We start from the raw sequence: 23,371 nt of genomic DNA, 5'->3' as shown, positions 1-23,371 counted from the left end.
CATTACGAATTACGAATTACACTACAACCACACCTAGCGCTCCTCCTAATGCGGCAAATACGGCTGAAACGAAGGCTGTGGCAAATAACCACCAAGATGCTGTGGCGGCGGCTTTGCGGGTTTCTTCTGCTTGCAGTTGGGCTTGATGCTTGACTTCTTCTAGACGGCGTTGGGTTTCGTGCTGTATGCGTTCGGCACGTTGCAATACTTTGTTGCGTGCGCTTTCAATTTGGTCAATAACTCGGTTGACATCTGCTTCAGATATGTCTTCACGGGAACTGAGAATCGCCACTAGGGTGTCGCGGTCGAAATGTGACAGGCGATCGCGTAACGCTTCAAACCCTGCTTGTGGATCATCAAAAAAGGTGCGAATATCCCGCTTAATGCCATCATAGTTGAGTTCTGGGCGTTCTAAGGAGTTGAGATAGTTACGAATCCGGGCAAAAATCCCTTCTACGACATCTTGAATGCGCCGTTGAATCCCCCTGACTTGTTCTACAAATTGATCCCGCACGGAGACGATATTATCAGCAATTCTGGCGGCTTCTGCATCGGTCATATCTTCCCGAATTTTTAGCAAAGCAATTACTGTGTCACGGTCGAAATGTGCGAGGCGATCGCTCAAGGTTTCCATGCCCACGCGCGGATCATGCAACAATAATTGTACGTCGCGTTTAATCGCTTCTGGGTTGAGTTCTGCTTTCCCTGTTTGCTGCAAATACTCTGACAAATAAGCTTGGAATGTTTCTAGTCTTTGCTGTGTGCGGGTAGCTAAACGCCGAGGCGCGCGCACAATATTCCGAATGGAAGTTTGCACAGAATCAATGATTTCATTAACTTGCTCTTCACTCAAGTCTCGCCGTTGACTGAGTAACTGGACTAAAGTATCTCGGTCTACCTGAGACAAGCGACGGCGCAGAGCGACAACTCCTTCTCTGGGTTGTGCAAATAGTCTGGTAAAATCTCGTTGAATGCCTTCAGGATTTAATTCTTCTTTGCCTGTGTTTCGTAAGTAATCGGCAATGGTCGCGGTTACAGATTCGTACTGTTCCTGGGCTTTGTGTGCTAAAGCTTCAGGTGTATGGCGGATATTATGCCAAGAGTCTTCCACCGCATCAATAATTTGATTAACTTGTTGTTCACTCAAGTCTTGGCGTTGACTCAATAACTGTACTAAAGTATCACGGTCAAAGCGAGCTAATCGCGCACGCATGGCAATTATTCCCGATTGGGGATCTTTTAGCAGCCTTTGAATATCGGCGCGAATCGCATCAGGATTTAACTCGGCTTTGCCAGTATTTCGTAGATATGATTCTACATTCAACCATAAAGTTTCGGCTTGATATTTGGCTTGTTCTGCCAATCCTTGAGATTCTACCAAAACGCGATCGCGCTGGGTTTCTAATTCGTTGAGAATCGGGTCTACTTCTTCTGCTTGAATATCATTGCGTGCTAACAAGATTTCCCGCATTTCCTGACGGTCAAATTGTGAAAATCGCAGCGATAGAGTTTCGTAATCGGTTTCGGAATCTTCTAGTAATGGTTTAAAGTTTTGTTCAATTCCTTCTGGAGTCAATTCTGCTTTATTGGTAACAAGGAGATAACTTTCTACTCGCCTTTGTAAGTCTTGTGCAATTTCTCTTTGTTCCGCAGCACTAACAATGATTAATACTTCTTGACGGACAGTTTCTAACTGGTCAGCAATCCTTTGGATTTGTGCTTGGGTTAGTAGTCCCCGTTGTTGCAAGGTATTGGCAAAATCTTGGCGAGAAAGCTGCTCTAGTTCACTTTTAACTATACCAGGGTCGGCGGCAGGGTCATAGATGACATGACGAAATTCTTCGGCAATTCTCTCTGGACTCAATTGCCAAGAGTATGTATTGAGTAGATAGTTTTCCACATCAGCCCGAATGGGGCTATAGGGTTCTGATGGTATCGGTAAACCTAGTTTATCAGCTTGTGCGGTGACTTTTTCTTTAGCTGTGGTGAGCGATCGCCAAATTTTTTCCACATCAATATCAGATAAATCAGCCCTTCCTAACACAATACCAGTCAATGCGGTGATTCCCTGTTGTAAAGTCTGCTGCATCAGACCGGGTTTTTCTGCTGTTGCTTGTTCAGAAGTCCGTGTTTCTGCAATTAACCGATCCAATTTGGTGTTGAGTTCATCTGTCTTCGCTTGTCCTGGTGGCAGTGACTTGAGATAATTTACTAACTCACCTAAGTTGTCTCGGATGGGTTTTTGCTGACTTACTACCTGCTGCCAGACATTGTATAGCGTATCGGTAATCCGGTTAACATCTCGTTGAGAAAGATCGGTACGACTGCTAACTAAATCAATAAATTTTTGACGGTCAATGTGGCGCAGGTCTGGACTTCCAGCAATGGCTTGCAATTGTGGGTCTTTGAGTAAGCCTTCAAAATCTCTGCGAATCTTGGATAAATCTAATTCTGGGGGACGTAGCTGTTCTAAATAATCTTCTATATTTTCCCGAATACTACCAGGATCAACAGCATGACCTATTTCTCGACGCACAGCAGAGGCCGCAGCTTCAGCCGTTGCGACTACCTGCTGATTTACTGCTTTCGCACCTAACGCAGCCGTAGCAGTCCCGATAATCGCTTGAAAACCGGAAGTGGCGGAATTGACTACCGACCCAACTAAGGAACCCACGGTAGTGGAACTCACCCACACCAGCAGCAAAAAGTATGCACCCCAAATAACTAATCCCAAAATCGCGCCCAGTCTGGGATCTAAAACCAGTAGACTTAATTTAACGGCGAGAAAGCAAGCAATTAATAAAGCGATCGTCACAGTTACTAATGTCCACAAACCCAGTGTTGTGCCAATTTTGCGAATCGTACCTCTGAAACTTCCCACTTCCCCCACAACTGCATCTGAGTCGGATGGCCGCCCCAAGTAGGAAATACCAGCTGCGACGGAGAGGTTAGTTAATAATAGTTGGAATGCAAAAGCGAGGATCACACCAGAGATTAAAGCGACAAAAAAGCGCGGCCCAGAATTGAGAACTGATGCTTGCGCTGGTGTAATCCCCGTGGGAACTACTGGAATCTGTGCTATCCACAGTAGTGGGTTGTAGACTCCTAGTATGTTTTCCGTACATTGAAACATTATATTTCCTTTTTCTAAGTTGAAGTTTGGGGAGGATGAGGAATTTCATCTATTTATTCGGTGTATCTATGGCAATACCCATTCTTGATCACTTTCAGAATCCTGGAATTTAGCCATTTCACGCATCCATCTAAAGTTTGAAAAACATATCTAACGCTAGATAGAAGTTTTACTATCTAACAGTGTAAAATTGTTGAAATTATTCAATTTTATGAAATTAAAATTTCATTAATTCTAGGATAATAGGTGATGATTCTACATCCCTTTTAACCACAAACTCTTGTGTTTAAATTATAGAAATATTATTTTCGCTCAAGTGTTAATTTACATTTATTTATAATTAGATTTTTTATCACCTCCCCAAGATGGAGATGCCCATACATATAAATTTTTGATAATCGTCCACAAGAGGTGTGTGTAGTTTGTACCCACAGATGGAAAGCAATTTACTGATTAATAGGTAAATTAAAGTTAAGCAATAAATAATTTAGGACAAAAAACATGGAAACTCGAGAGACTCGCCCTTCCACTGATTTACCACCAGTTGCACTGGAATACAATGGCAGAGATCGCAACGCATTTCTGTTTGGCTGGACTCCTCAAGCCGAACTGTGGAATGGTCGGTTTGCAATGATTGGCTTTCTTGCCTATTTACTTTGGGATTTAGCTGGATATAGTGTTCTCAGGGACGTGCTACATCTCATTGGTTATTAATGATTAAATTTGAAGAATTAGTTTGATTTTGGAGTAAAAAAATGGAAACTAGAGAAACTCGTCCTTCCACTGATTTACCACCAGTTGCTAAAGCTTATAATGGTGTAGACCGCAACGCCTTTTTGTTTGGTTGGAATCCTCAAGCCGAACTATGGAATGGTCGGTTAGCAATGATTGGCTTTCTGGCTTACCTACTTTGGGATTTAGCTGGATATAGTGTCCTCCGCGACATCCTCCACATTATTAGATATTAACCTGACAGGAGGAGCTAAAATATATTGTTGATAAATTCCCACTAAAAATTGATGTGAATCACTCTTCGATAATATAAATTTAAGAAGGCGGAACCGAAATCGGTGGCCGCCTTTTGAATGGATGGATCTGTACTATACTTGCTAAAATTATTTTATCTGTAAGTTTATTCAACTACTCCAAACGCACTTTAAAATAATGGATTTTAGTCTATTACTGGCTGAAAAGACTGATATCATTCTCAATCAATGGGTGGCAGCAGTTCTGAAAGATAGAAAAATTGAAAGTGCCGAAGATTTACCTTATACAGCCATCCAAAATGATCTTCCCGATGTCTTAAAAGCAATGGTAACAGTGCTTTCAATGTCTCAGGGTAATGATATTCAATCGATAGTTACGGCCAGTTGGCATCATGGAATTCTTCGGGCTAAACAAGGTTTTGACCAGGCAGAAATTACTCATGAGTATCATTTACTCAGAGTAGTAATATTTAATACTCTTGAACCAGCCCTATTGCAAGGAACAGCTTCAGAAATTATCCGTTCTATGCGTTTGATTGATGCTGTTATAGACGAAGCGATCGCACAGTGTGTTAATAGTTATATTGAAGAACGCTTACAAGAATTAAAGCAGTTGCATTCGTCATTAACGCTTCATAATCAGCAACTAAATCGCTTAGTGATCGCAAACCAAGATCATATTTCTCAACTCGCCCATGATCTTAAACATCCATTAAGTTCGATTATTGGTTACTCAGATTTATTTTTACGCCAACAACGCAAAAAGCCAGAAGTAAAAGACAACTACACCAACCTTGAACATATTGAGAGAGTATTACGCAATGGTAGACAATTACTCCGTTTGATTAACGATGTCCTCGAAATTTCCCGATTTGATGCAGGTCAGATAAAACTTAACCCCGCACTGATTAATGTCCGGGAATTAATCAACAATGTGTGTGAAATGTTGCAGCCTTTAGCTGATGAAAAAAAATTAAAACTGGTAGTGGATTACGATAGCATACCAAAAAAAATAGTCACCGATGAATTTCAATTGCAGCAAATCATGATTAATCTGGTGAGTAATGGGATTCGATATACAGATTCTGGGACTATTAGCATACAATGTCACTTACTAGATAACAATCAGTGGGCGATCGCAGTTTCTGACACAGGAATTGGCATGACACCAGAAAACCAAACCCGAATATTTGATCCCTACTTTCGCGCTAATTCTAGTAATCGGTCTTATCTTCCCGATAGTACAGGGTTAGGATTAGCAATAGTTTCGCGTTTAGTAAAACTATTACAAGGTAAAATTGATTTAGTTTCTGAAGTCGGAGTTGGTTCCACCTTCACAGTAACTATGCCTTTAGAACTAGAGTGATTAAAGATTAAAAACATCACAAAAACCATATTTTTTCAAATTAGCTAATTAATTTTGCTGCCGACTTTATATCAAAATTTTTTCATCACATAAGCAACGCGAAGAAACACCCTCGTAACTGAGAAAAAATACGCCAAAATGATGATGTAAACTCTTTTTCTTTGCGCCTTTGCGCCTCTGCGTGAGAAAAACTCTTAACTTCATGTACCAAAAATTGCTATGCTAACAACTGTGACCAGCTATTTTGCCAACCATGCCCGCGCCCACGATTAACCCCACAATCACAGCCTTTCCCTTGACAGCTGTAGTCGGTCAAGAAGCCATAAAAATAGCCTTACTATTAGCAGCAGTCGATCCCGGTTTGGGAGGAGTAGCGATCGCAGGCCGTCGCGGTACGGCAAAATCAGTCATGGCTCGTGCTATCCACGCCTTACTACCACCCATCGAAGTTGTTCAAGGCTCAATCAGTAACTGCGACCCCACCCACCCAGAAGATTGGGATGATTATCTGTTTGCTGAGTATGGAGACAAAGATATTCAAGATGTCCCCACCCAAATTATTCCTGCACCCTTTATCCAGATTCCTTTAGGAGTGACAGAAGATAGACTCCTGGGTTCTGTGGATGTAGAAAAATCAGTCCAGCAAGGTGATACTATTTTTCAGCCTGGGTTACTCGCTTCAGCTAACCGGGGTGTGTTGTATGTAGATGAACTGAATTTATTAGATGATCAAATCTCCAATCAGCTTTTAACAGTATTATCTGAAGGACGCAACCAAATTGAACGGGAAGGAATTAGTTTTCAGCATCCTTGCAAATCCTTATTTATCGCCACCTATAATCCAGAAGAAGGCGCACTACGAGAGCATTTACTCGATAGAATTGCCATTTCTCTGTCTGCTGACGGTGTACTGGGCTTAGATCAAAGAGTATCAGCTGTAGAGCAAGCGATCGCCTATTCTAAATCTCCCCAAGTATTTCTCCAGCAATACGAAGAAGACTTAGACTCACTCAAAACCCAAATCCTTCTAGCACGGGAATGGTTGAAAGAAGTCACCATCACCCAAGAACAAATTGCCTATTTAGTCGATGAAGCAATTAGGGGAGGAGTCCAAGGACATCGGGCTGAATTATTCGCCGTGCGTGTGGCTAAAGCTGCGGCCGCTTTAGAAGGAAGAACAACAGTCAACGCCGAAGATTTGCGCCGGGCTGTGGAATTGGTAATTGTACCACGTTCCACAATCGTCCAGACCCCACCACCAGACCAACCACCACCACCCCCACCCCCACCACCTCAAAATCAAGACGAAGAAGACCAGCAAGAACAAGAAGACGACGAAGAAGACAAGGAAGAACAGGAACAAGACGAACAACAACCCCCCGACATTCCAGAGGAATTTGTATTTGATCCTGAAGGGGTAATTTTGGATGAGAGTGTGCTTTATTTTGCCCAAATGGCAAAACGACAAGGCAAATCTGGTAATCGTAGCATTATTTTCTCTGATGACCGGGGACGCTACATTAAACCCATGTTACCCAAAGGGAAAGTCCGCCGCATTGCGGTAGATGCGACCTTGAGGGCGGCTGCACCTTATCAAAAAGCTAGAAGGGAAAGACAGCCCAATAAAAAAGTTATTGTCGAGCAAGGTGATATTCGTTCCAAACGTTTAGTACGCAAAGCCGGAGCCTTAGTAGTATTTGTAGTGGATGCTTCTGGTTCAATGGCTCTTAACCGGATGCAATCAGCCAAGGGTGCTGTACTACAACTTTTAACAGAAGCTTACCAAAACCGTGACCAAGTAGCCTTGATTCCCTTCCGAGGAGAACAAGCAGAAGTTTTATTACCTCCAACACGTTCCATAGCCTTAGCCCGTAATCGTCTAGAAAGGCTACCTTGTGGCGGTGGTTCGCCTCTAGCACATGGTTTAACTCAAGCAGTCCGTGTGGGTGTAAATGCCCAAATGAGTGGTGATATTGGGCAAGTTGTAATTGTGGCTATCACTGATGGACGGGGTAATATTCCCTTGGCGCGTTCCTTGGGTGAACCGTTAGAACCAGGTGAAAAACCAGATATTAAAGCCGAATTGTTAGAAATTGCCGCAAGAATTCGAGCCTTGGGGATGCAACTATTGGTAATTGATACTGAGAGTAAATTTGTGTCTACTGGTTTTGCAAAAGAGTTATCGCAAACAGCCGCAGGTAAGTATTATCATTTGCCGAAAGCCAGTGATAAAACCATTGCTGCTATGACTAAAGGTGCGATCGCTGATTTAAAATCAAGATAATTAGTCATTAGTCATTAGTCATTAGTCATTAGTCCTTGTTAAGATTTTTAACTCTTAACTCTTGACTCTTAACTCTTGACTCTTAACTCTTAACTCTTAACTCAGCACTCAGCACTCAGCACTCAGCACTCAGCACTCAGCACTCTTAACTCTTAACTCAGCACTCAGCACTATTCAAAACCCTGTAGGGACTGTTTGTGGTTGTAAATAGCAAATTAGATCCTGAATGCCTTTTTGCAAATATCGTGTTACTGTCATTGGACTAGTGCCAATACTTTTCGCCGCATCTTTACGAGAAAGTTCCTTTAAAAACACCATTTCCACAGCCATCCGGGGCTTGTCTTCCAACATATTAATTGCTCCTTGGAGTTGTTGCCGTTCTTCATCTTGCTGCTGAAGCGCAGTAGAACGAGGACAAGGAAGCGCCTCACCCAGTGTTATTTGGCAATCCACGTAATGGGCTGCGGTAGCGTCTAAACTTAAAGGCATCCGATTTTGAGATGCTAACTTTGTTTCTTGCCATTCTTGGACAGAGACTTGCAGTTGCTCGGCAATTTCAGTATCTCTGGGAGAGCGACCCAAAGAAATTGATAATTCTTTACGAATTTTTTGCCCCTCGTTATATAGTTCTTGCCAACGACGGGGGATTTTTAATAGACTACTGCGATCGCGTAAAAAGTGCAGCATCTCGCCGCGAATATATGGCACAGCAAAGGAACTAAACGCATATCCTTGGCTAGGGTCGAAGCGTTCAATAGCTCTAATCAAACCGAAATAACCAATTTGTTCTAAATCTTCATAAGGTTCATTACATTGATGGCTGAATTTATGAGCTATCTTTCTGACTAAGCCAGTATGTAACTGTACAAGTTGATTACGAAGTTTAATAGAGGGACTTTGGTGGTATGAGTGCAATAACTCCATACCATCAATTCGCATAGAGGTTTCACAGGTTGCCATATAAAAATTCCTTGTTTATAACTCTTTTTTTCTCAAAAAAATGGAGTTGCGTATATTGCCTTCAAATCTCTCATTATTTTCCTTAGTCGAGGCTGAATAAACCATCGTCGTTTTACTGAAATTAGGGAAAGTCTTACTAGAGTCATCGGTAATTTTACGCATATTTTATTTTTTTTGGCTGTTGCTAGTTATTTTATGTTGCCAAATTAATAATTGTTCCCCAAAAAATGTTGAGTTTTTGCAACAGAAGCCAACTATTTATGTTGAAAAATGTATACCTTACCCCATGGCCGTATTTTTACCTGCGCGAAACCAAGCCTGATACTCAGTTGAAGAAAGCAACAGTATTTAGTGAACTTTGGCTGTTCACGACAAAAGTTGGTAAAAATGGAAATAAACCGGATATTCATTTCAAAAAATCAACCTATGAGCAATACCAGCAACTTTCGTGACGCTATTCGTGAGGCTAGAACTCAAGCCCTCATTGGCCCGAATGTCATTGCCAATGCCTTACCCTTTGTCGGTGGAGGTCTTATGCTAACCGCCTTGGGAAGCTATGGCGGTTTGGGGGTTCTTCGTACCAACCCCGGTATTTTCTTTCCCAGCTTTATTGGTGCAATGATTGTGCAGTTAATTCTGTTTTTTGTTGCCCGAAATGTTGCGGAAAAAGGTAACAAAGGTTTGGCACTGCCTCTACTAGCAACCTATAGTCTCTTATCTGGATATACCCTGAGTGGCTTAGTATTCGTGGCCTTGCAAACCCAAGGTGTTGGCATTCAAGGCATTGGTTTAGCTGCCCTTGGTTGTGGCGTTACCTTCATTGTGGCTCGTCAAATTGGTTCCAATCTCTCCGAAAAAGATGGGATGGCTTTAACAAAAACCATCAGTCTGGGTGTAATTGCCTTGGTTGTTGTCTGTCTTGTTCAATTTGCATTTGCCATGTTTGGTGTGTACACACCCAGTTGGTTAGAAATCGGTATTTCAGGTTTAGGGGTTTTCCTGTTTATTGGCGTATCTGTGGTTGATTTCTACATCTTGCCTCGGACTTATAGTGATGACCAATATCTACCTGCTGCTTTGTCGATGTACCTTACCTACGTCAATTTGTTTGTGTTTATCTTGCGGTTGCTAATTGCCTTGAATGGTCGTGATTGAGCGTCACTAGAAATAATCAAAATTCATCATTAATTGTCCACCGTGGTTACTGTTGATCAACCACGGTTTTTTGTGGCAAGATAAAGAAAGGCAATTTTATACTATAATGGTGAATTGACCTTCTTTAGCAAGTACTATGGAAGTATTAGAACTCAAACGCGAAATCGAAATATTGTCTGGTCGTCTGGGTAAAGCCCAGGACTATCTTTGACATCCCTGCACTGACTGCCAAAATACAAGATTTAGAACAAATAGCAGCACAGCCAGAATTGTGGGACGACCAAACTCAAGCACAACAAACGCTGCAAGAACTTAACGACCTTAAAGCCCACCTCCAACAATACGAGCAGTGGCGTTCTAGTCTGGAAGATACCAAAGCAGTTGTGGAACTATTGGAGTTAGAAACTGACGAAGCACTATTGCAAGAGGCAGAATCTACAGTTACCAAGCTCAATCGTGAACTTGACCAGTGGGAATTACAACAGTTACTTTCTGGCCCCTATGATGTTGAAGGGGCAGTCTTGACCATTAATGCTGGTGCTGGTGGCACAGATGCCCAAGATTGGGCTTTTATGCTGATGCGGATGTATACCCGTTGGGCAGAATCCCACGGATACAAAGTCAGTTTATCTGAAGAATCAGAGGGTGATGAAGCTGGGATTAAATCAGCCACTCTGGAAATTACTGGTCGCTACGCTTATGGTTATCTCCGCTCGGAAACAGGCACACATCGCTTAGTACGCATTTCGCCCTTTAATGCTAATGGTAAGCGGCAAACCAGTTTTGCCGGAGTGGAAATCATGCCACAGTTAGACAACTCCGTACAACTGGATATTCCCGAAAAAGATTTGGAAATTACTACATCCAGAGCTGGCGGCAAAGGTGGGCAGAATGTCAATAAAGTAGAAACAGCAGTCCGAATTGTTCATTTACCCACTGGTCTAGCTGTGCGTTGTACAGAAGAACGCTCTCAACTGCAAAATAAAGACAAAGCCCTTGCCCGTCTTAAGGCTAAACTGTTGGTCATTGCCAGAGAGCAAAGGGCGCAAGAAGTGGCTGAAATTAGAGGTGATATGGTGGAAGCTTCTTGGGGCAACCAAATTCGTAACTATGTGTTTCACCCTTACCAAATGGTTAAGGATTTGCGTACAAACGTGGAAACCACTGCCATATCTGATGTCATGGATGGCGACCTTGATGCGTTTATCCAAGCCTATCTCCGCCAAGAAAACCAGCTAGTAGAAAGTACTCCTATATAGGGAGGGGCAGGGAGCAGGGAGAAGAGGCAGGGGGCAGGGAGCAGGGAGCAGGGGGTAAGAAACTTACTCAGCACTCAGCACTTTCCCACTCAGCACTCAGCACTCAAAATAGGCACACTGGCAATAGAATCTTAGGTAAACTGTTACATTTATATATAAAAGAGATTTGTGATCAAATATGAGTAACTCACCAACAGAATCCAAGCCTAGCTACGTGAAACTGGCCATGCGAAACATGGTACGTAAGGGAGGCACTTCCATAAAACATTTTGGACTAACTGCTATAGGGCTTTTAGCTGTTTTCGTAGGTCTTGCTTACCTAACTCACTAACAACAAACCAAAGTTAAAAGCTGTGAGGAGAGTTTAAAATTGGTGCAAGTTGAACTAGATGTACAGGATTTGTTTTATGAATCTTCAACCATAGAAGCTCTTGAGATTGGAAATAACGATAATCGAATTGCTACGGAAACTTGGGAAAACTGGTTTAATCGCTGGCTGGAAACTCTACATCCTCATCTTCCGCCAGCGCCAAGTTATGAAATAGGGTTGCGTTTAACAGATGATGCAGAAGTTCAGTCATTGAATGCTCAATATCGTCATCAAGATAAACCCACAGATGTTTTGTCTTTTGCGGCTTTAGAGGTAGATTTTCCTCAAAGTCCGGAAATGGTTGATGCACCTTTGTATCTAGGTGATATTGTGATTTCGGTAAATACGGCTCAACGTCAAGCTCAACAGCAGGGGCATAGTTTGCTAACCGAATTAGCTTGGTTAACAGCTCACGGGCTACTACATCTGTTGGGTTGGGATCATCCAGATGAAGAGCAGTTGATGCAAATGCTAAAGCAGCAAGTAATATTACTGAAGACAATTAGTATTGATATTGACATAGAATATTAGGGATACTTTATGTCTGTAAGTGTTTATAATACTTCTGTAGAAAAATACTTCCAACTTGATTGCATCATCAAAAATCGTAAAATCAGTGAGATTTTTCTGTAATTACTTTATTGTTCTGTTTTTAAGCTTATGTCCCAACAAGTTTCCCCTCCATCAACACCAAACTGTCTACCAACACTAGTCACTAAGGAACGGGAACTGTCCTGGCAAGTTGCTTCTAATTTATTCATCAGCTTTAAATATGCCTGGGCTGGAATCAGCTACAGTTTTCATACTCAACGCAACTTTCGTATCCACCTCAGTGTTGGTGCCTTAGCGATCGCTTTAAGCATTTTCTTACATTTACAAGCAATAGAAATTGCCGTCATTACTATCACCAGTGGTTTAGTGTTGGCATTGGAATTACTGAATACAGCGATTGAGTCTCTTGTAGACTTAACAGTGAAGCAGACTTATCATGAGTTGGCGAAAATTGCCAAAGATTGCGCTGCTGGTGCTGTGCTAGTCTCCGCCTTAGTCGCTGTATTGGTTGGAGGTACGCTCTTGTTACCGCCTTTAGTGATTTTAATTATGTCAAATTTCTAGCTTGGTTTCTTCTCCTACCCTGATAATATTTTATAGGTGGGCATAGATTGTCAATGTCTTCTTGATATCGGCTTCAGGCAGGACATCCATTAATATGTCTGGATTATTTGCAATGATTAATAACTATAGCAAAGTGCTTAGTGCTGAGTAGAAACCAAGTTGCTTCAAGGCTTTCAGAAATCAAGAATGGCCTAACCTCCTTGGCGGTTGCTATAAAAATAGTATGGGGTGATATCAACCAGGAGTTATAAGCTTTGATTATAGTCATCGATAATTATGATAGTTTTACATATAATTTGGTGCAGTATTTAGGAGAACTAGCAGCAGATTTCCCTGTAGCATCGGATATTAAAGTTTTTCGTAACGACAAAATCACAGTAGACGAGATTCGAGTATTAAATCCTGATCTTGTAGTCATTTCTCCTGGGCCTGGTCGTCCAGAAAACGCCGGAATTTCCCAAGATTTGATTAAACAACTAGGTCATAACTTACCAATTTTGGGTGTTTGTTTAGGGCATCAAAGCATTGGTCAAGTATTTGGTGGTAAAATCGTTTCGGCCACAGATTTAATGCATGGTAAAACTTCTCAGGTGTCTCACACTGGAGTCGGTGTTTTCCAGGGGTTAGAAAATCCGATGGTCGCAACCAGGTATCATAGTTTAGTGATTGACCGTGACACCTGCCCAGAAGTTCTAGAAATTACTGCTTGGGTTGAAGATGGCACCATTATGGGAGTGCGACACCGGAACTATCCTCACATTCAAGGAGTCCAGTTTCATCCAGAGAGTGTTTTAACATCTTTAGGAAAGCAGTTATTACGCAATTTTCTGGAACAATTAGAGTCAAGAGAGTAATTAATGAAACGACGAGAATTGATGGGCTATGCTGGGGCAGGTTTAGTCACAGCACTGGTTACTAATTTGGGTTCCCACCTGAAAGCTGATGCGCAATCTAGCGGTTTATCAGTTCAGTGGTTGGGTCATACTTGCTTTTTATTTACTGGTGGCGGAGTGAGGATTCTTGTCAATCCATTTCACACAGTCGGCTGTACAGCTGGCTATCGTTCACCAAAAGTCACAGCAGATTTAGTCTTAATAAGTAGTCAATTATTAGATGAAGGTGCAGTAGATGGACTACCAGGAAACCCGAAGTTAGTCTATGCGCCTGGTGCTTACGAGTTTCAAGGTATAAGATTACAGGGAATTGCTATAGACCATGACCGCAGAGGTGGTAGGCAATTTGGGATAAATACGGCTTGGCGTTGGCAGCAAGGGGGAATTAATATCTTGCATCTAGGAGGCGCGGCTGCACCTATTTCCACTGAACAAAGAATTTTGATGGGTCGTCCTGATGTGGCGTTAATTCCAGTGGGAGGCAGTGATAAGGCGTATAATGCCCAAGAAGCCAAGCAGGCCACTGAGGTGTTAAATCCTCGGTTGATAATTCCCACTCACTACCGTACACAGGCTGCTGATCCTGCTGCTTGTGATATTGTGCCAGTGGATGAATTTTTAAGTTTGATGGAAGGCATGAAAGTACGTCGTGCTAACTCTGATACTGTTGCGATTAATTCTAGTAATCTCCCCGAAAATAGTGAAATTCAGGTTTTAACTTACAAATTTTAATTGATAAATCTTCATTAATAAAAGACCCCACCCCCTAACCCCACCCCGCAAGCGAGGAGGGGAAAAGAAGCATAGGGTTTAAACTGAGTTTAGACTCAGCGCTGATTTAGGCGGTAAACCATTCTGGGGTAAGTCTATTTTCTTCAGCAACAAAAGACTCAGTTGCTGTTGTGCCATTCATCGACCAAATTCTATCTACACCTGTTTGTTGGTCACGCCAGTAGATGTCAGTTGTACCATTAGCATCGAAGTCACCCAATGATAGGGACAAACCAGGAGTAATGCTTGGTAGGAAGGCTTCTGTACTGACTGTTGTACCATTCATCAACCAGGCGGTATTCTCACCAGTTACTTGATTATGCCAGAAGATATCTGTTGTACCATCGCCATTGAAGTCACCAATAGAAGAGGCCCAGGATGAGTCTAGTGTTGCTAACGCTCCTTCAGTGACAAAAATACCATTCATTGTCCAAATCTTGTTCTCACCTGTTTCGCTGTTGCGCCACAGAAGATCAGTTCTAAAGTCACCGTTGAAATCACCTAGGGTAAAGTCCCAAGATGAGTCTTGCGATTGCAGACCAAATTCGGTCTTGTTATTACCATCCATAAACCAGACTGTGTTTTCACCAGTTGTCTGATTGCGCCAGAAGACATCACTTTTGCCGTTACCGTCGAAATCAACAATGGTGGGAGCAAATGTTGTGTCTGTGGTTTCTAGAACGGCTGCATCAATAACTGTGATGCCATCCATTGTCCAGATAGCATTTTGACCACTTTCAGCATTATGCCAGAAAATATCGGTTTTGCGATCGCCATTGAAATCGCCAATGTTAGCCGTCCAAGTTGGGTCAACTGTTTCTAGTGCGATTGTATTGGCAATTCGTGTGCCATCCATTAGCACAATGCGATTCTCACCTGTCGCTTGGTTACGCAATAAGAAATCTGTCTTGCCATCACCGTTGAAATCGGCAATTTTGTAGGACATAGATGATAGGTCATATTGACCCAAGGAAGCCTGTTCGCTAATGCTTGTCCCATCCATAAGGCGAACGATGATTTCACCTGTTTCAGCATTTATCCAAAGTTTATCTGTTTTACCATCAGCGTTGAAATCAGGAACAATCGCTGCACTGGTTAAGTAAGGATTAGGGTTAGGGTTTGCTCCGCCAAATAAATTGGGAATCGTTGGTATAGTATTTAAGGGTGAGGAACTATTGCTACTTGGTAAAGTATTAGTCAATCCGTTGTCTTCATCTGTAGAAAAATAATCTAATAAAGACACTGATTGTTGCAATGATTGAACATATGAACTTTGTTGCTTTTGTTGTCCAAACATGGTTTATCTTATGACTTGTTGTCCTATAAGTTTTACCTGATTTTTTGAATTGGTTTCTGTATTTTAAAAACCTTTTTTCTTATTTCCATATTTCTTTATGAACATTTATTTTTAATAATTATCAGTGTTTCTATACATTTATTTTTTTTAGCGAATGATTTCTAATACTCCTGATTAATTATCATGATTTATGGACAATTAGCTAATATTTATTAATCCTAATTATCATGAAAAGACTATATTTAATTAGCGGCTATTTTGGCAGAGATACGGTTACTTTAAATACATGAAAAGCATAGCTTTTGAATTCAAGCCAAAGATTAATCTAAGTGTAAGTAATTAATGCCAGAAATATTGGTTAAAATAATTGAAATTAGACACAAGTTCCTCTAGTCTAAATTTGTCGGAAGTGTAGAATAATATTAAAATTTACAAATTGATTAGCTATGCAAGCAGAATACCAACAGCGTCGCGATCGCTTAATGGCAAAAATTGGTAATGGTACGGCGATTTTTCGGAGTGCGCCAATGGCCGTCATGCACAACGATGTGGAATACACTTATCGCCAAGACAGTGATTTTTTCTATCTAACTGGTTTTAATGAACCGCAAGCAGTTGCAGTATTAGCACCACATCATGCAGAACATCGGTTTGTGTTGTTTGTTCAACCGAAGGATCGAGAAAAGGAAGTTTGGACTGGTTATCTTTGCGGGGTGGATGCAGCCAAGGAAAAGTATGGTGCTGATGCAGCTTACCCCATCGCTGAACTAGAGGAAAAGTTGCCTCAGTATTTGGAAAAGGCTGATCGCATTTACTATCATTTAGGACGCGATCGCACTTTTAATGATACAGTTCTCCGACATTACCAAAATCTACTACGGACATATCCCAAGCGTGGTACAGGCCCGACTGGTATTGAAGATACTGGAACCATCCTCAACAGCATGAGATTGGTGAAAAGTGAAGCTGAATTAGAATTGATGCGCCAAGCTGCGGACATTGCTGTGGAAGCACACAATCGCGCTAGGGAATTTACAGCACCTGGGCGTTATGAATATGAAATCCAGGCGGAAATAGAACATATTTTTAAAATGCGGGGTGCGATGGGGCCAGCCTATCCTTCCATTGTGGCTTCTGGTGTAAATGCCTGTGTATTACATTACATTGAAAATCATCGGCAAATGCAGGATCAGGAATTGCTATTAATTGATGCTGGTTGCGCTTATGGTTATTACAACTCTGATATTACCCGGACATTTCCCGTAGGTGGTAAGTTTACACCAGAGCAAAAAACATTATATGAAATTGTCTTAGAGGCTCAAAAACAAGCGATCGCGCAAGCAAAACCCGGTAATACTTTTAACGCAGTTCACGATGCTGCCGTGCGTGTCATCACTGAAGGATTAGTAGAAATTGGTATCCTCAAAGGTGAAATTGACAAGTTAATTGAAGAAGAAAAATATAAACCTTATTATATGCACCGCACCAGCCATTGGTTAGGTTTGGATGTTCATGATGTGGGTGTTTATCAACACGGTGAAGATAAACCGCAGATTTTACAAGCCGGTCAAGTGCTGACAGTGGAACCAGGAATTTATATTGTTCCAGATACTAAATTAACAGAAGACCAACCAGAAACAGATCCTCGCTGGGTGGGGATTGGGATTCGCATTGAAGATGATGTTTTGGTAACGCCTACAGGCCATGAAGTGTTAACGGCTGGGGTTCCCAAAGAAGTTGCGGAAGTAGAACGATAAAATAAATGGGATGGTGTACGCCGTCCCAAAGATATGATTAGGGCTTGTTTACTGATTGCGATCGCATATCTGTTCTACAGAAATAGAAATATCTGGAAACGCCAGAGGTTGAATTGTTCCTGTAGTCAAGGTTTGTTTTGTCGCGTATTCTCCATCTATGATGTCTTTAAACACCACTAAATGTAACTTTTTGAGATTTACAACCCAATATTCTAAAATACCTGCTGCGGCGTAGATTTTGGATTTTAGTGCTAAATCTTTCTCTAAACTAGAGTTAGCATACTCAATTAACCAAAAAATATTTTCTGGATAGGGATGATGTTCTCGATACTCCCGTCCTAAACGTTGGACAATGGCTAAATCAGGTTCTGGTTCTGAGTCGTTGGGTAGGGTAATGGGTTTAGCTTGACGTATTTTAGCGCGATCGTCCAATAACTTTGCTAAATATTCACCAGCTTCATGGCTACAATAAGCGTGAAGTTCCCTTTCTGGAAGCATTTCGACGATTTCTCCTTCCAGTAATTCCACCTTGCGATCGTCTAAAATACCAGAGTCAATCATGCTGTGATATTCGTCAATTGTCCACTTAGCCACAATTACGTTCATGACGATTGCTGCCTCCCAATCATGCTTTCATCTACTATACACCTGTGCTTGAGGCGGCGATCGCAGTTATAGATTCAACCAACCGCAGATTTTGCAACCTGGACAGGTGTTAACTGTGGAACCAGGACTTTATATAGTTCCCGATACCAAACTCGCAGAAGACCAACCAGAAACTCACCCTCGCTGGGTGGGGATTGGGATTCGCATTGAAGATGATGTTTTGGTAACGGCATTCGGCCATGAAGTTTTAACGGCTGGGGTTCCCAAAGAAGTCAAAGACTTGGAAAGGTAAAACTAAAATGGGATTTGGACTTGATTGTAATCCGAAATACAGTAGGTATTATAAAGCTCTAAGAACTAAACAAGTAAAGTTCATGGCTTTCAAATTTAATCATGGCAGTATTTTCAAGTATGATGCTCAAGACTAATCATGGCAGTATTTTCAAGTATGATGCTCAAGACGAAGACCTTATGACAGAGATATCCGAGATAAAGAAGGGAAAATCGGACTCTATGTGGGTGGGCCAAGTATTGCTGGAAGATAAGCCCAATATTATTGTTTGCCGCTGGGCAAAAGAATCTAGTCCATATCAATGTGGTGACTTTGAATTGATCCCAGTTGAAATTCAAGAACCACAAATGCCCTCCATATCCTATATAAGCAAGAGAGCAGTTGTTAAGTTCGCTTGGGAACCATCCCAGCAGGAGATACAACAATTAATTCCTAATATCAGGAAAAATCGACCAGATACTGTGGCGGTGGTAACGATAGCACCGAACCGTAAGTTTGAGGCCTACTATTTTTCTGACAAGATATAAGAAGCCTTTCCAAGGATATCTTACAGGGCTTACGCACGGTTTACAAACAATCTGTGGGTTTGAGTTTGCTTCCTTCTGATCGCAATGACGCAAATACGTTAATCGCGCGTAAGTCCTAGAATTACTTCGGGAAAAAATGATTGAGCTTTCAGCTATTGGACAAGGCACGTTAGTTGTGTAAATCAGCTTACTCAATATATATATAGCCATCCTAGCCCAAATGTGAGAAAATACAGAGATAAAAATCCTTATTTTATAGGCGTTTGAGGCTTATTAAACTCTCATATATCATTCAGGATTGCTATATATTGAGTAGGCTGATAAATTTCAGTCATCTCTTATAGAATATTGCATATCTTCAGGCCAACTAGTAGGATTAGAATAGTCTATATATTTACTGCTAAATCCCCCTTCCGAATATAAATGAATTCCTTCTACTTTTATCCATATTCTCCCATCTGACATTTCTCCCCATTTATGTTCAATTTTTTCTATTCCTTGTTTTAATTTCAATTTATCACGTATATGACTCTTAATAGTACCCATAACACCCGAATAATCCCACGGTTCAAAAAACCATAAATTATTATATTTTAATCTTTTGATTGTTTTCTGTGACTGAGATTCAATTTTTGAAGTATATTCTCTATATTTTGCTAAACATTCACCTTCAAAGCCTGTAAAACAACAAAATTTTCTTCCCACTTTTTTCAAATAAGATATTACCTTCCCATTAATCTTAATGTTTTCTTCATAGCCTGAATATATCCATCTATCTTTAATGTTGGTAATAAAAGTTTTAGTTACAGGTTTGACAGGGAAGCTATTAGAATAAGTTAGAAAAGACAATATTATATTCCAGGCATCAACGTGATAGTATAAATGCTTTGTTGGATTCCCTGTTTCCAGCAATAACTCATATAACCTTTCACTATTCGATTCACTATTCGATGAGTGAAGCAATTTGTCTTTTATATCTTTATTATTTTTAATTTCAGAAAAAATATAAAGTAATTCCTGATTTGAAAGTCTACTTTGTGAATCCAATATTTCATTTGGTATTGAGAGACAAGGGTTAAATATTACCGGAATATAATCCCCTATATTTCCAACTGTCATAAAAAAATTTATAACGGTATAAATTACATTTTCATAAATAATGATATAAACCTCAGAGTTAGGTTTTGATATAAAATGCAAAGAAGAAGTTAATTGAAATTCTCGTGAATGAGGATTAAAATTATCTGGTAAATAGCAAAAGAAATCCAAATTAAAATGTAAAACTTCTGGCGATTTTTTCTGTAAATTCATAATAAATCAAAGCCTCAATTTTATTTATGCCTCAGTTAAGTAATACCATTGACAAATAACATACTATTATATATCCATCCTATTTGATTTACAACAGATTCCGCTCTAATGAGGTACAAAGTTAAATCATAAAACTCTTGTGGTGCGGGCATCTTGCCCGCTAGATGTGTATCTCATAAAACCGGGAAGTGCTGTATGAATTTATCTTTAGTAAAAAAAATAGGGACGGTATCAACCATCCCCATTAATCTCAAATTCAATTCAAATCCTTACAGTTGTGGTACAAACTGGTTTTTTTCAGGTACTTCAGCGTACTCAGCGACAATTTGGCGGAATTCTTCACCGTCAATGGTTTCTTTTTCGATGAGCAAATCTACTAGGCGATCGCAGACAGTACGATGATCACGCATAATTTGTTTAGCGTTGTCATAACACTTTTCTACAATTTCCCGGACTTGAGCATCAATTCGAGCCGCAATGGATTCAGAATATTCAGAACGGGTTGTCCAATCACGACCTAAGAATACTTCTCCCTGTTGGCTTTCCAAGGATAGTGGCCCTAAGTCGGACATCCCGAAACGAGTCACCATTTGGCGAGCCATTCCTGATAACTGCTGCAAGTCTCCACCGGCACCAGTTGTAACTTCCGCCGCACCAAATACGACTTCTTCAGCAGCACGTCCACCTAGCGCGCCAGTAATTCTGGCTTTGAGTTGAGAACGGGAAATCAACCCTTGTTCTTCATCGGGAGTAAACCACGTTAAACCCTGTGCTTGACCGCGTGGAATGAGAGTTACTTTCTGCACAGGATCATGTTCTTTTAACAAAGTCCCGACTAAAGCGTGTCCGACTTCATGATAAGCAATCAAGCGTTTGCTCTTGCTGTCTACTAAAGGAGTACCTTCCATACCAGCGACAACTCTATCCACCGCATCATCAATTTCGCGGATGGTGATTGCTTCTTTACGTCTTCTAGCGGTGAGAATTGCGGCTTCGTTGAGCAAATTGGCTAAATCTGCACCAGTGAAACCAGGAGTTCGACGAGCGATCGCTTCTAACGATACACTAGGGTCGAGCTTCTTATTCCGGGCGTGAACTTGTAAAACTTCCAAACGTCCTTTAATATCAGGTGCATCAACACCAATCTGACGGTCAAAGCGACCAGGACGCAATAAAGCCGAGTCTAATACATCAGGACGGTTGGTAGCAGCAATAATAATAATCCCTGTATTGCCTTCAAAGCCATCCATTTCGGTGAGCAATTGGTTGAGGGTTTGCTCTCTTTCGTCATTACCGCCACCAATACCAGCACCCCTTTGCCGTCCCACAGCGTCGATTTCATCAATAAAGATGATACAGGGTGCGTTATCTTTAGCTTTCTTGAACAAATCGCGGACGCGGGATGCACCCACACCAACGAACATTTCCACAAATTCTGAACCAGAAATACTAAAGAAAGGTACACCAGCTTCTCCAGATATAGCTTTAGCTAGTAAAGTTTTACCAGTTCCTGGAGGCCCAATTAACAACACACCTTTAGGAATACGTGCGCCTACAGCAGTAAACCTTTCTGGTTGTTTCAAGAAAGTTACAACTTCTTGTAGTTCTTCTTTAGCTTCTTCAATACCTGCTACGTCGTCAAATTTGACTCCGGTTTTGGCTTCCATTTGGAAACGAGCCTTAGATTTGCCAAAGTTCATCGCTTGACCAGGGCCACCGGGCATATTACTAGAGCGACGGAACAGAAAGAACAATCCAGTAATCAATAAAATTGGAAAAATGAGATTCCCCAACAGTCCCCAGATAGCGCCATCATTACGCATGGGGTGGGCATCAAAACTAATGTTTTTTTCTTTGAGCTTGGTAATTAACTCAGGAGAATTAATTGGCAAGTCCACTCGCCACCGTTGGACACGATTTTCGATATCTTGATCGTTTGCTTCGACAATTGCCGTTCTGCCGCCTTCATACAGATCCACACTGGTAACACGGTTAGCATCCAGGTATTCCAGAAAGCGACCATAGGTCATGCGGGTGTTGGCTGCATTTCTACTCATGTCAGCAGGTGCGCCAGCAAAAGCCCCTTGCCAGAAGAAAAAGCCAATTACCAAAGCAGGCAATGTCCAGAGTACTGCGACTCTCCAGGAGAATTTCATTTTAATTTGCCTCTAGATGCCAATACAATTAACCGTCTCTAAAAACTGATGATGCTATCACCTGTAACTAGATGAGGTGTGTCATTTTGTTTAATCTGATCTTTGATCGTAGATCGCCATATAACCAATAGGGTATTCAGGCGATGTCAAAAAGTATCTTAATTAAAGTTAACTTAATTTTAATACAACTTTGCACTAGAAGAGAAGCCTTCGGGGAAACTAAAAAACAGGTAAAATCGCCACAATAACTATCAAGCCGTGATTGCAGCATTTTTACATTACTAAAAAATTTACTAAATTCTGGTGAGGAATGGAGATTTGGTTTTTTTATCTCCTTCATCTTCCTCATCTTTCTTGTGCAGATGCGATTTATTGGATATTTAGTTAACTTCCGTAATTCGTAGCGTATAGGGAAAATACTGGTCTTTTTCGTATGAACCCACCCAAACTTTGTAATCTCCCGGTAGCCATTCCCCAACTATGCCGGGATTCTTGCCCTCAAAATCGTCATTGCACCAAGTACCACCAGGGCCTTTGATAATCATGGTGGTGTCTTGAGGACTTTCTACAACTAACTTCAGGTAGTCAAATGCACTGGTTAATTTTAATATATGTCCTGGGGTTTCACTGACAAATCCGGTACATGGGCCAGTAGGTGTTTTAGACCGCCCAGAAATTATTTTTCCTGCTATTGAGCCACCACTCATGCCCCGAACTGTCAAAGGGTCTGGAGAAAATTGCCGTTGAATAGTGATGTCTCCAAATATCTGTGATACTTCTTGAGCGTTAGATACGGCATGAATTACAGATGTGATGCCGAGCGTAACTATCATCAACGATAATCTTATCCCTTGGTTTAGCACGATTTTCGACATTGCGGTTACATAAGTTGCTCAGTGTTTTGAACGACACGGATTTTATATGGCAAGTTCCCAGGATGAGAGAAATTGACTAACTATTATAGATGCGGTATAGGTAAGGATTCATGAGTAAATAGTCAATGGTTTTTTGTGACTTTGAATGCTGGGAATTGAAGAGGAACGGACAAGAACCTTTATAGAGACTTCCAAATAAAAAAATACCCCGTCGTTTTGAGAGCAGGGGGCAGGGAGCGGGGAGCAGGGGGAGAAAA

At 41.2% G+C, this 23,371-nt stretch carries 21 protein-coding genes and 1 pseudogene; 15 read left to right on the top strand and 7 right to left on the bottom strand.

The window, feature by feature from the left end:
• Nucleotides 1–16: 16 nt before the first annotated feature.
• Nucleotides 17–3,133 (bottom strand): MFS transporter, encoded by a 3,117-nt coding sequence (locus VB654_RS03565; protein WP_323212070.1) that lies wholly within the window; start codon nucleotides 3,131–3,133, stop codon nucleotides 17–19.
• 501 nt (nucleotides 3,134–3,634) lie between these two features.
• Between VB654_RS03565 and VB654_RS03560 the strand changes: the two genes are divergently transcribed.
• From VB654_RS03560 to bchD, 4 genes are all read left to right on the top strand, one after another.
• Complete coding sequence (locus VB654_RS03560; protein ID WP_006196702.1) at nucleotides 3,635–3,847, top strand: chlorophyll a/b-binding protein; 213 nt, start codon at nucleotides 3,635–3,637, stop codon at nucleotides 3,845–3,847.
• Between the two features lie 41 nt (nucleotides 3,848–3,888).
• Nucleotides 3,889–4,101, top strand: coding sequence for a chlorophyll a/b-binding protein (locus tag VB654_RS03555; RefSeq protein ID WP_323212069.1), 213 nt, complete (start codon nucleotides 3,889–3,891; stop codon nucleotides 4,099–4,101).
• 196 nt (nucleotides 4,102–4,297) lie between these two features.
• Entirely contained in the window at nucleotides 4,298–5,485 is a 1,188-nt protein-coding gene (locus VB654_RS03550; protein WP_323212068.1) for a sensor histidine kinase, read from the top strand.
• A gap of 253 nt (nucleotides 5,486–5,738) precedes the next feature.
• Nucleotides 5,739–7,769, top strand: coding sequence for a magnesium chelatase ATPase subunit D (gene bchD / locus VB654_RS03545; protein ID WP_323212067.1), 2,031 nt, complete (start codon nucleotides 5,739–5,741; stop codon nucleotides 7,767–7,769).
• 174 nt (nucleotides 7,770–7,943) lie between these two features.
• On the opposite strand, the gene VB654_RS03540 is transcribed toward bchD, so the two are convergent.
• A complete protein-coding gene (locus VB654_RS03540; RefSeq protein WP_323212065.1) occupies nucleotides 7,944–8,729 on the bottom strand; it encodes an RNA polymerase sigma factor SigF in 786 nt (261 codons plus the stop codon).
• 260 nt (nucleotides 8,730–8,989) lie between these two features.
• Between VB654_RS03540 and VB654_RS03535 the strand changes: the two genes are divergently transcribed.
• From VB654_RS03535 to VB654_RS03500, 8 genes are all read left to right on the top strand, one after another.
• The gene (locus VB654_RS03535) at nucleotides 8,990–9,181 is read left to right on the top strand and encodes a hypothetical protein (RefSeq protein ID WP_323212063.1); all 192 of its coding nucleotides are present in this window, start codon (nucleotides 8,990–8,992) and stop codon (nucleotides 9,179–9,181) included.
• Nucleotides 9,156–9,884: a Bax inhibitor-1 family protein gene (locus tag VB654_RS03530; protein ID WP_323212062.1), complete on the top strand. Its 729-nt coding sequence runs from the start codon at nucleotides 9,156–9,158 to the stop codon at nucleotides 9,882–9,884. The genes VB654_RS03535 and VB654_RS03530 overlap by 26 nt, the downstream gene beginning before the upstream one ends.
• 136 nt (nucleotides 9,885–10,020) lie before the next feature.
• Nucleotides 10,021–11,143, top strand: a protein-coding gene (gene prfB / locus VB654_RS03525; protein WP_323212061.1) for a peptide chain release factor 2 whose coding sequence is annotated in 2 segments (ribosomal slippage) — nucleotides 10,021–10,092 and nucleotides 10,094–11,143 — 1,122 coding nt in all. Because the reading frame shifts where the segments join, the coding sequence is not laid out codon by codon here.
• Between the two features lie 178 nt (nucleotides 11,144–11,321).
• Nucleotides 11,322–11,474, top strand: coding sequence for a DUF3285 domain-containing protein (locus VB654_RS03520; protein ID WP_323212060.1), 153 nt, complete (start codon nucleotides 11,322–11,324; stop codon nucleotides 11,472–11,474).
• Nucleotides 11,475–11,516: 42 nt separating this feature from the next.
• Nucleotides 11,517–12,044: an rRNA maturation RNase YbeY gene (ybeY, locus tag VB654_RS03515; protein ID WP_323212277.1), complete on the top strand. Its 528-nt coding sequence runs from the start codon at nucleotides 11,517–11,519 to the stop codon at nucleotides 12,042–12,044.
• Between the two features lie 129 nt (nucleotides 12,045–12,173).
• Nucleotides 12,174–12,629, top strand: coding sequence for a diacylglycerol kinase family protein (locus VB654_RS03510; protein ID WP_323212059.1), 456 nt, complete (start codon nucleotides 12,174–12,176; stop codon nucleotides 12,627–12,629).
• A gap of 254 nt (nucleotides 12,630–12,883) precedes the next feature.
• Complete coding sequence (locus tag VB654_RS03505; protein WP_323212058.1) at nucleotides 12,884–13,483, top strand: aminodeoxychorismate/anthranilate synthase component II; 600 nt, start codon at nucleotides 12,884–12,886, stop codon at nucleotides 13,481–13,483.
• 3 nt (nucleotides 13,484–13,486) lie between these two features.
• Nucleotides 13,487–14,254, top strand: coding sequence for an MBL fold metallo-hydrolase (locus tag VB654_RS03500; protein ID WP_323212057.1), 768 nt, complete (start codon nucleotides 13,487–13,489; stop codon nucleotides 14,252–14,254).
• A 106-nt stretch (nucleotides 14,255–14,360) separates the two neighbouring features.
• On the opposite strand, the gene VB654_RS03495 is transcribed toward VB654_RS03500, so the two are convergent.
• The gene (locus tag VB654_RS03495) at nucleotides 14,361–15,590 is read right to left on the bottom strand and encodes a VCBS repeat-containing protein (protein ID WP_323212056.1); all 1,230 of its coding nucleotides are present in this window, start codon (nucleotides 15,588–15,590) and stop codon (nucleotides 14,361–14,363) included.
• Between the two features lie 446 nt (nucleotides 15,591–16,036).
• Between VB654_RS03495 and VB654_RS03490 the strand changes: the two genes are divergently transcribed.
• Nucleotides 16,037–17,347, top strand: a complete 1,311-nt coding sequence (locus VB654_RS03490) for an aminopeptidase P N-terminal domain-containing protein (RefSeq protein ID WP_323212055.1) — start codon at nucleotides 16,037–16,039, stop codon at nucleotides 17,345–17,347.
• Between the two features lie 48 nt (nucleotides 17,348–17,395).
• On the opposite strand, the gene VB654_RS03485 is transcribed toward VB654_RS03490, so the two are convergent.
• Nucleotides 17,396–17,953: a Uma2 family endonuclease gene (locus tag VB654_RS03485; protein WP_323212054.1), complete on the bottom strand. Its 558-nt coding sequence runs from the start codon at nucleotides 17,951–17,953 to the stop codon at nucleotides 17,396–17,398.
• Nucleotides 17,954–18,029: 76 nt separating this feature from the next.
• Here VB654_RS03485 and VB654_RS03480 point away from each other — a divergent pair.
• Together VB654_RS03480 and VB654_RS03475 are read left to right on the top strand one after the other, a co-directional pair.
• A pseudogene (locus tag VB654_RS03480) lies at nucleotides 18,030–18,245 on the top strand (M24 family metallopeptidase); the annotation flags it as partial.
• Nucleotides 18,246–18,346: 101 nt separating this feature from the next.
• Nucleotides 18,347–18,772: a hypothetical protein gene (locus VB654_RS03475; RefSeq protein WP_323212052.1), complete on the top strand. Its 426-nt coding sequence runs from the start codon at nucleotides 18,347–18,349 to the stop codon at nucleotides 18,770–18,772.
• 327 nt (nucleotides 18,773–19,099) lie between these two features.
• On the opposite strand, the gene VB654_RS03470 is transcribed toward VB654_RS03475, so the two are convergent.
• From VB654_RS03470 to VB654_RS03460, 3 genes are all read right to left on the bottom strand, one after another.
• Nucleotides 19,100–20,083 carry a hypothetical protein gene (locus VB654_RS03470; protein WP_323212050.1) on the bottom strand — a complete coding sequence of 328 codons (984 nt, stop codon included), beginning with the start codon at nucleotides 20,081–20,083 and terminating at the stop codon, nucleotides 19,100–19,102.
• A gap of 269 nt (nucleotides 20,084–20,352) precedes the next feature.
• Nucleotides 20,353–22,239: an ATP-dependent zinc metalloprotease FtsH2 gene (ftsH2, locus tag VB654_RS03465; protein WP_323212049.1), complete on the bottom strand. Its 1,887-nt coding sequence runs from the start codon at nucleotides 22,237–22,239 to the stop codon at nucleotides 20,353–20,355.
• 380 nt (nucleotides 22,240–22,619) lie between these two features.
• Entirely contained in the window at nucleotides 22,620–23,114 is a 495-nt protein-coding gene (locus VB654_RS03460) for a hypothetical protein (RefSeq protein WP_323212047.1), read from the bottom strand.
• Between the last annotated feature and the right edge of the window lie 257 nt (nucleotides 23,115–23,371).

The sequence above is a fragment of the Nodularia sp. UHCC 0506 genome (genome assembly GCF_034931045.1).
Lineage (GTDB): Bacteria > Cyanobacteriota > Cyanobacteriia > Cyanobacteriales > Nostocaceae > Nodularia.
Note: the sequence above shows the minus strand (reverse complement) of the source record. Positions and strands in the feature narration are given on the sequence as shown.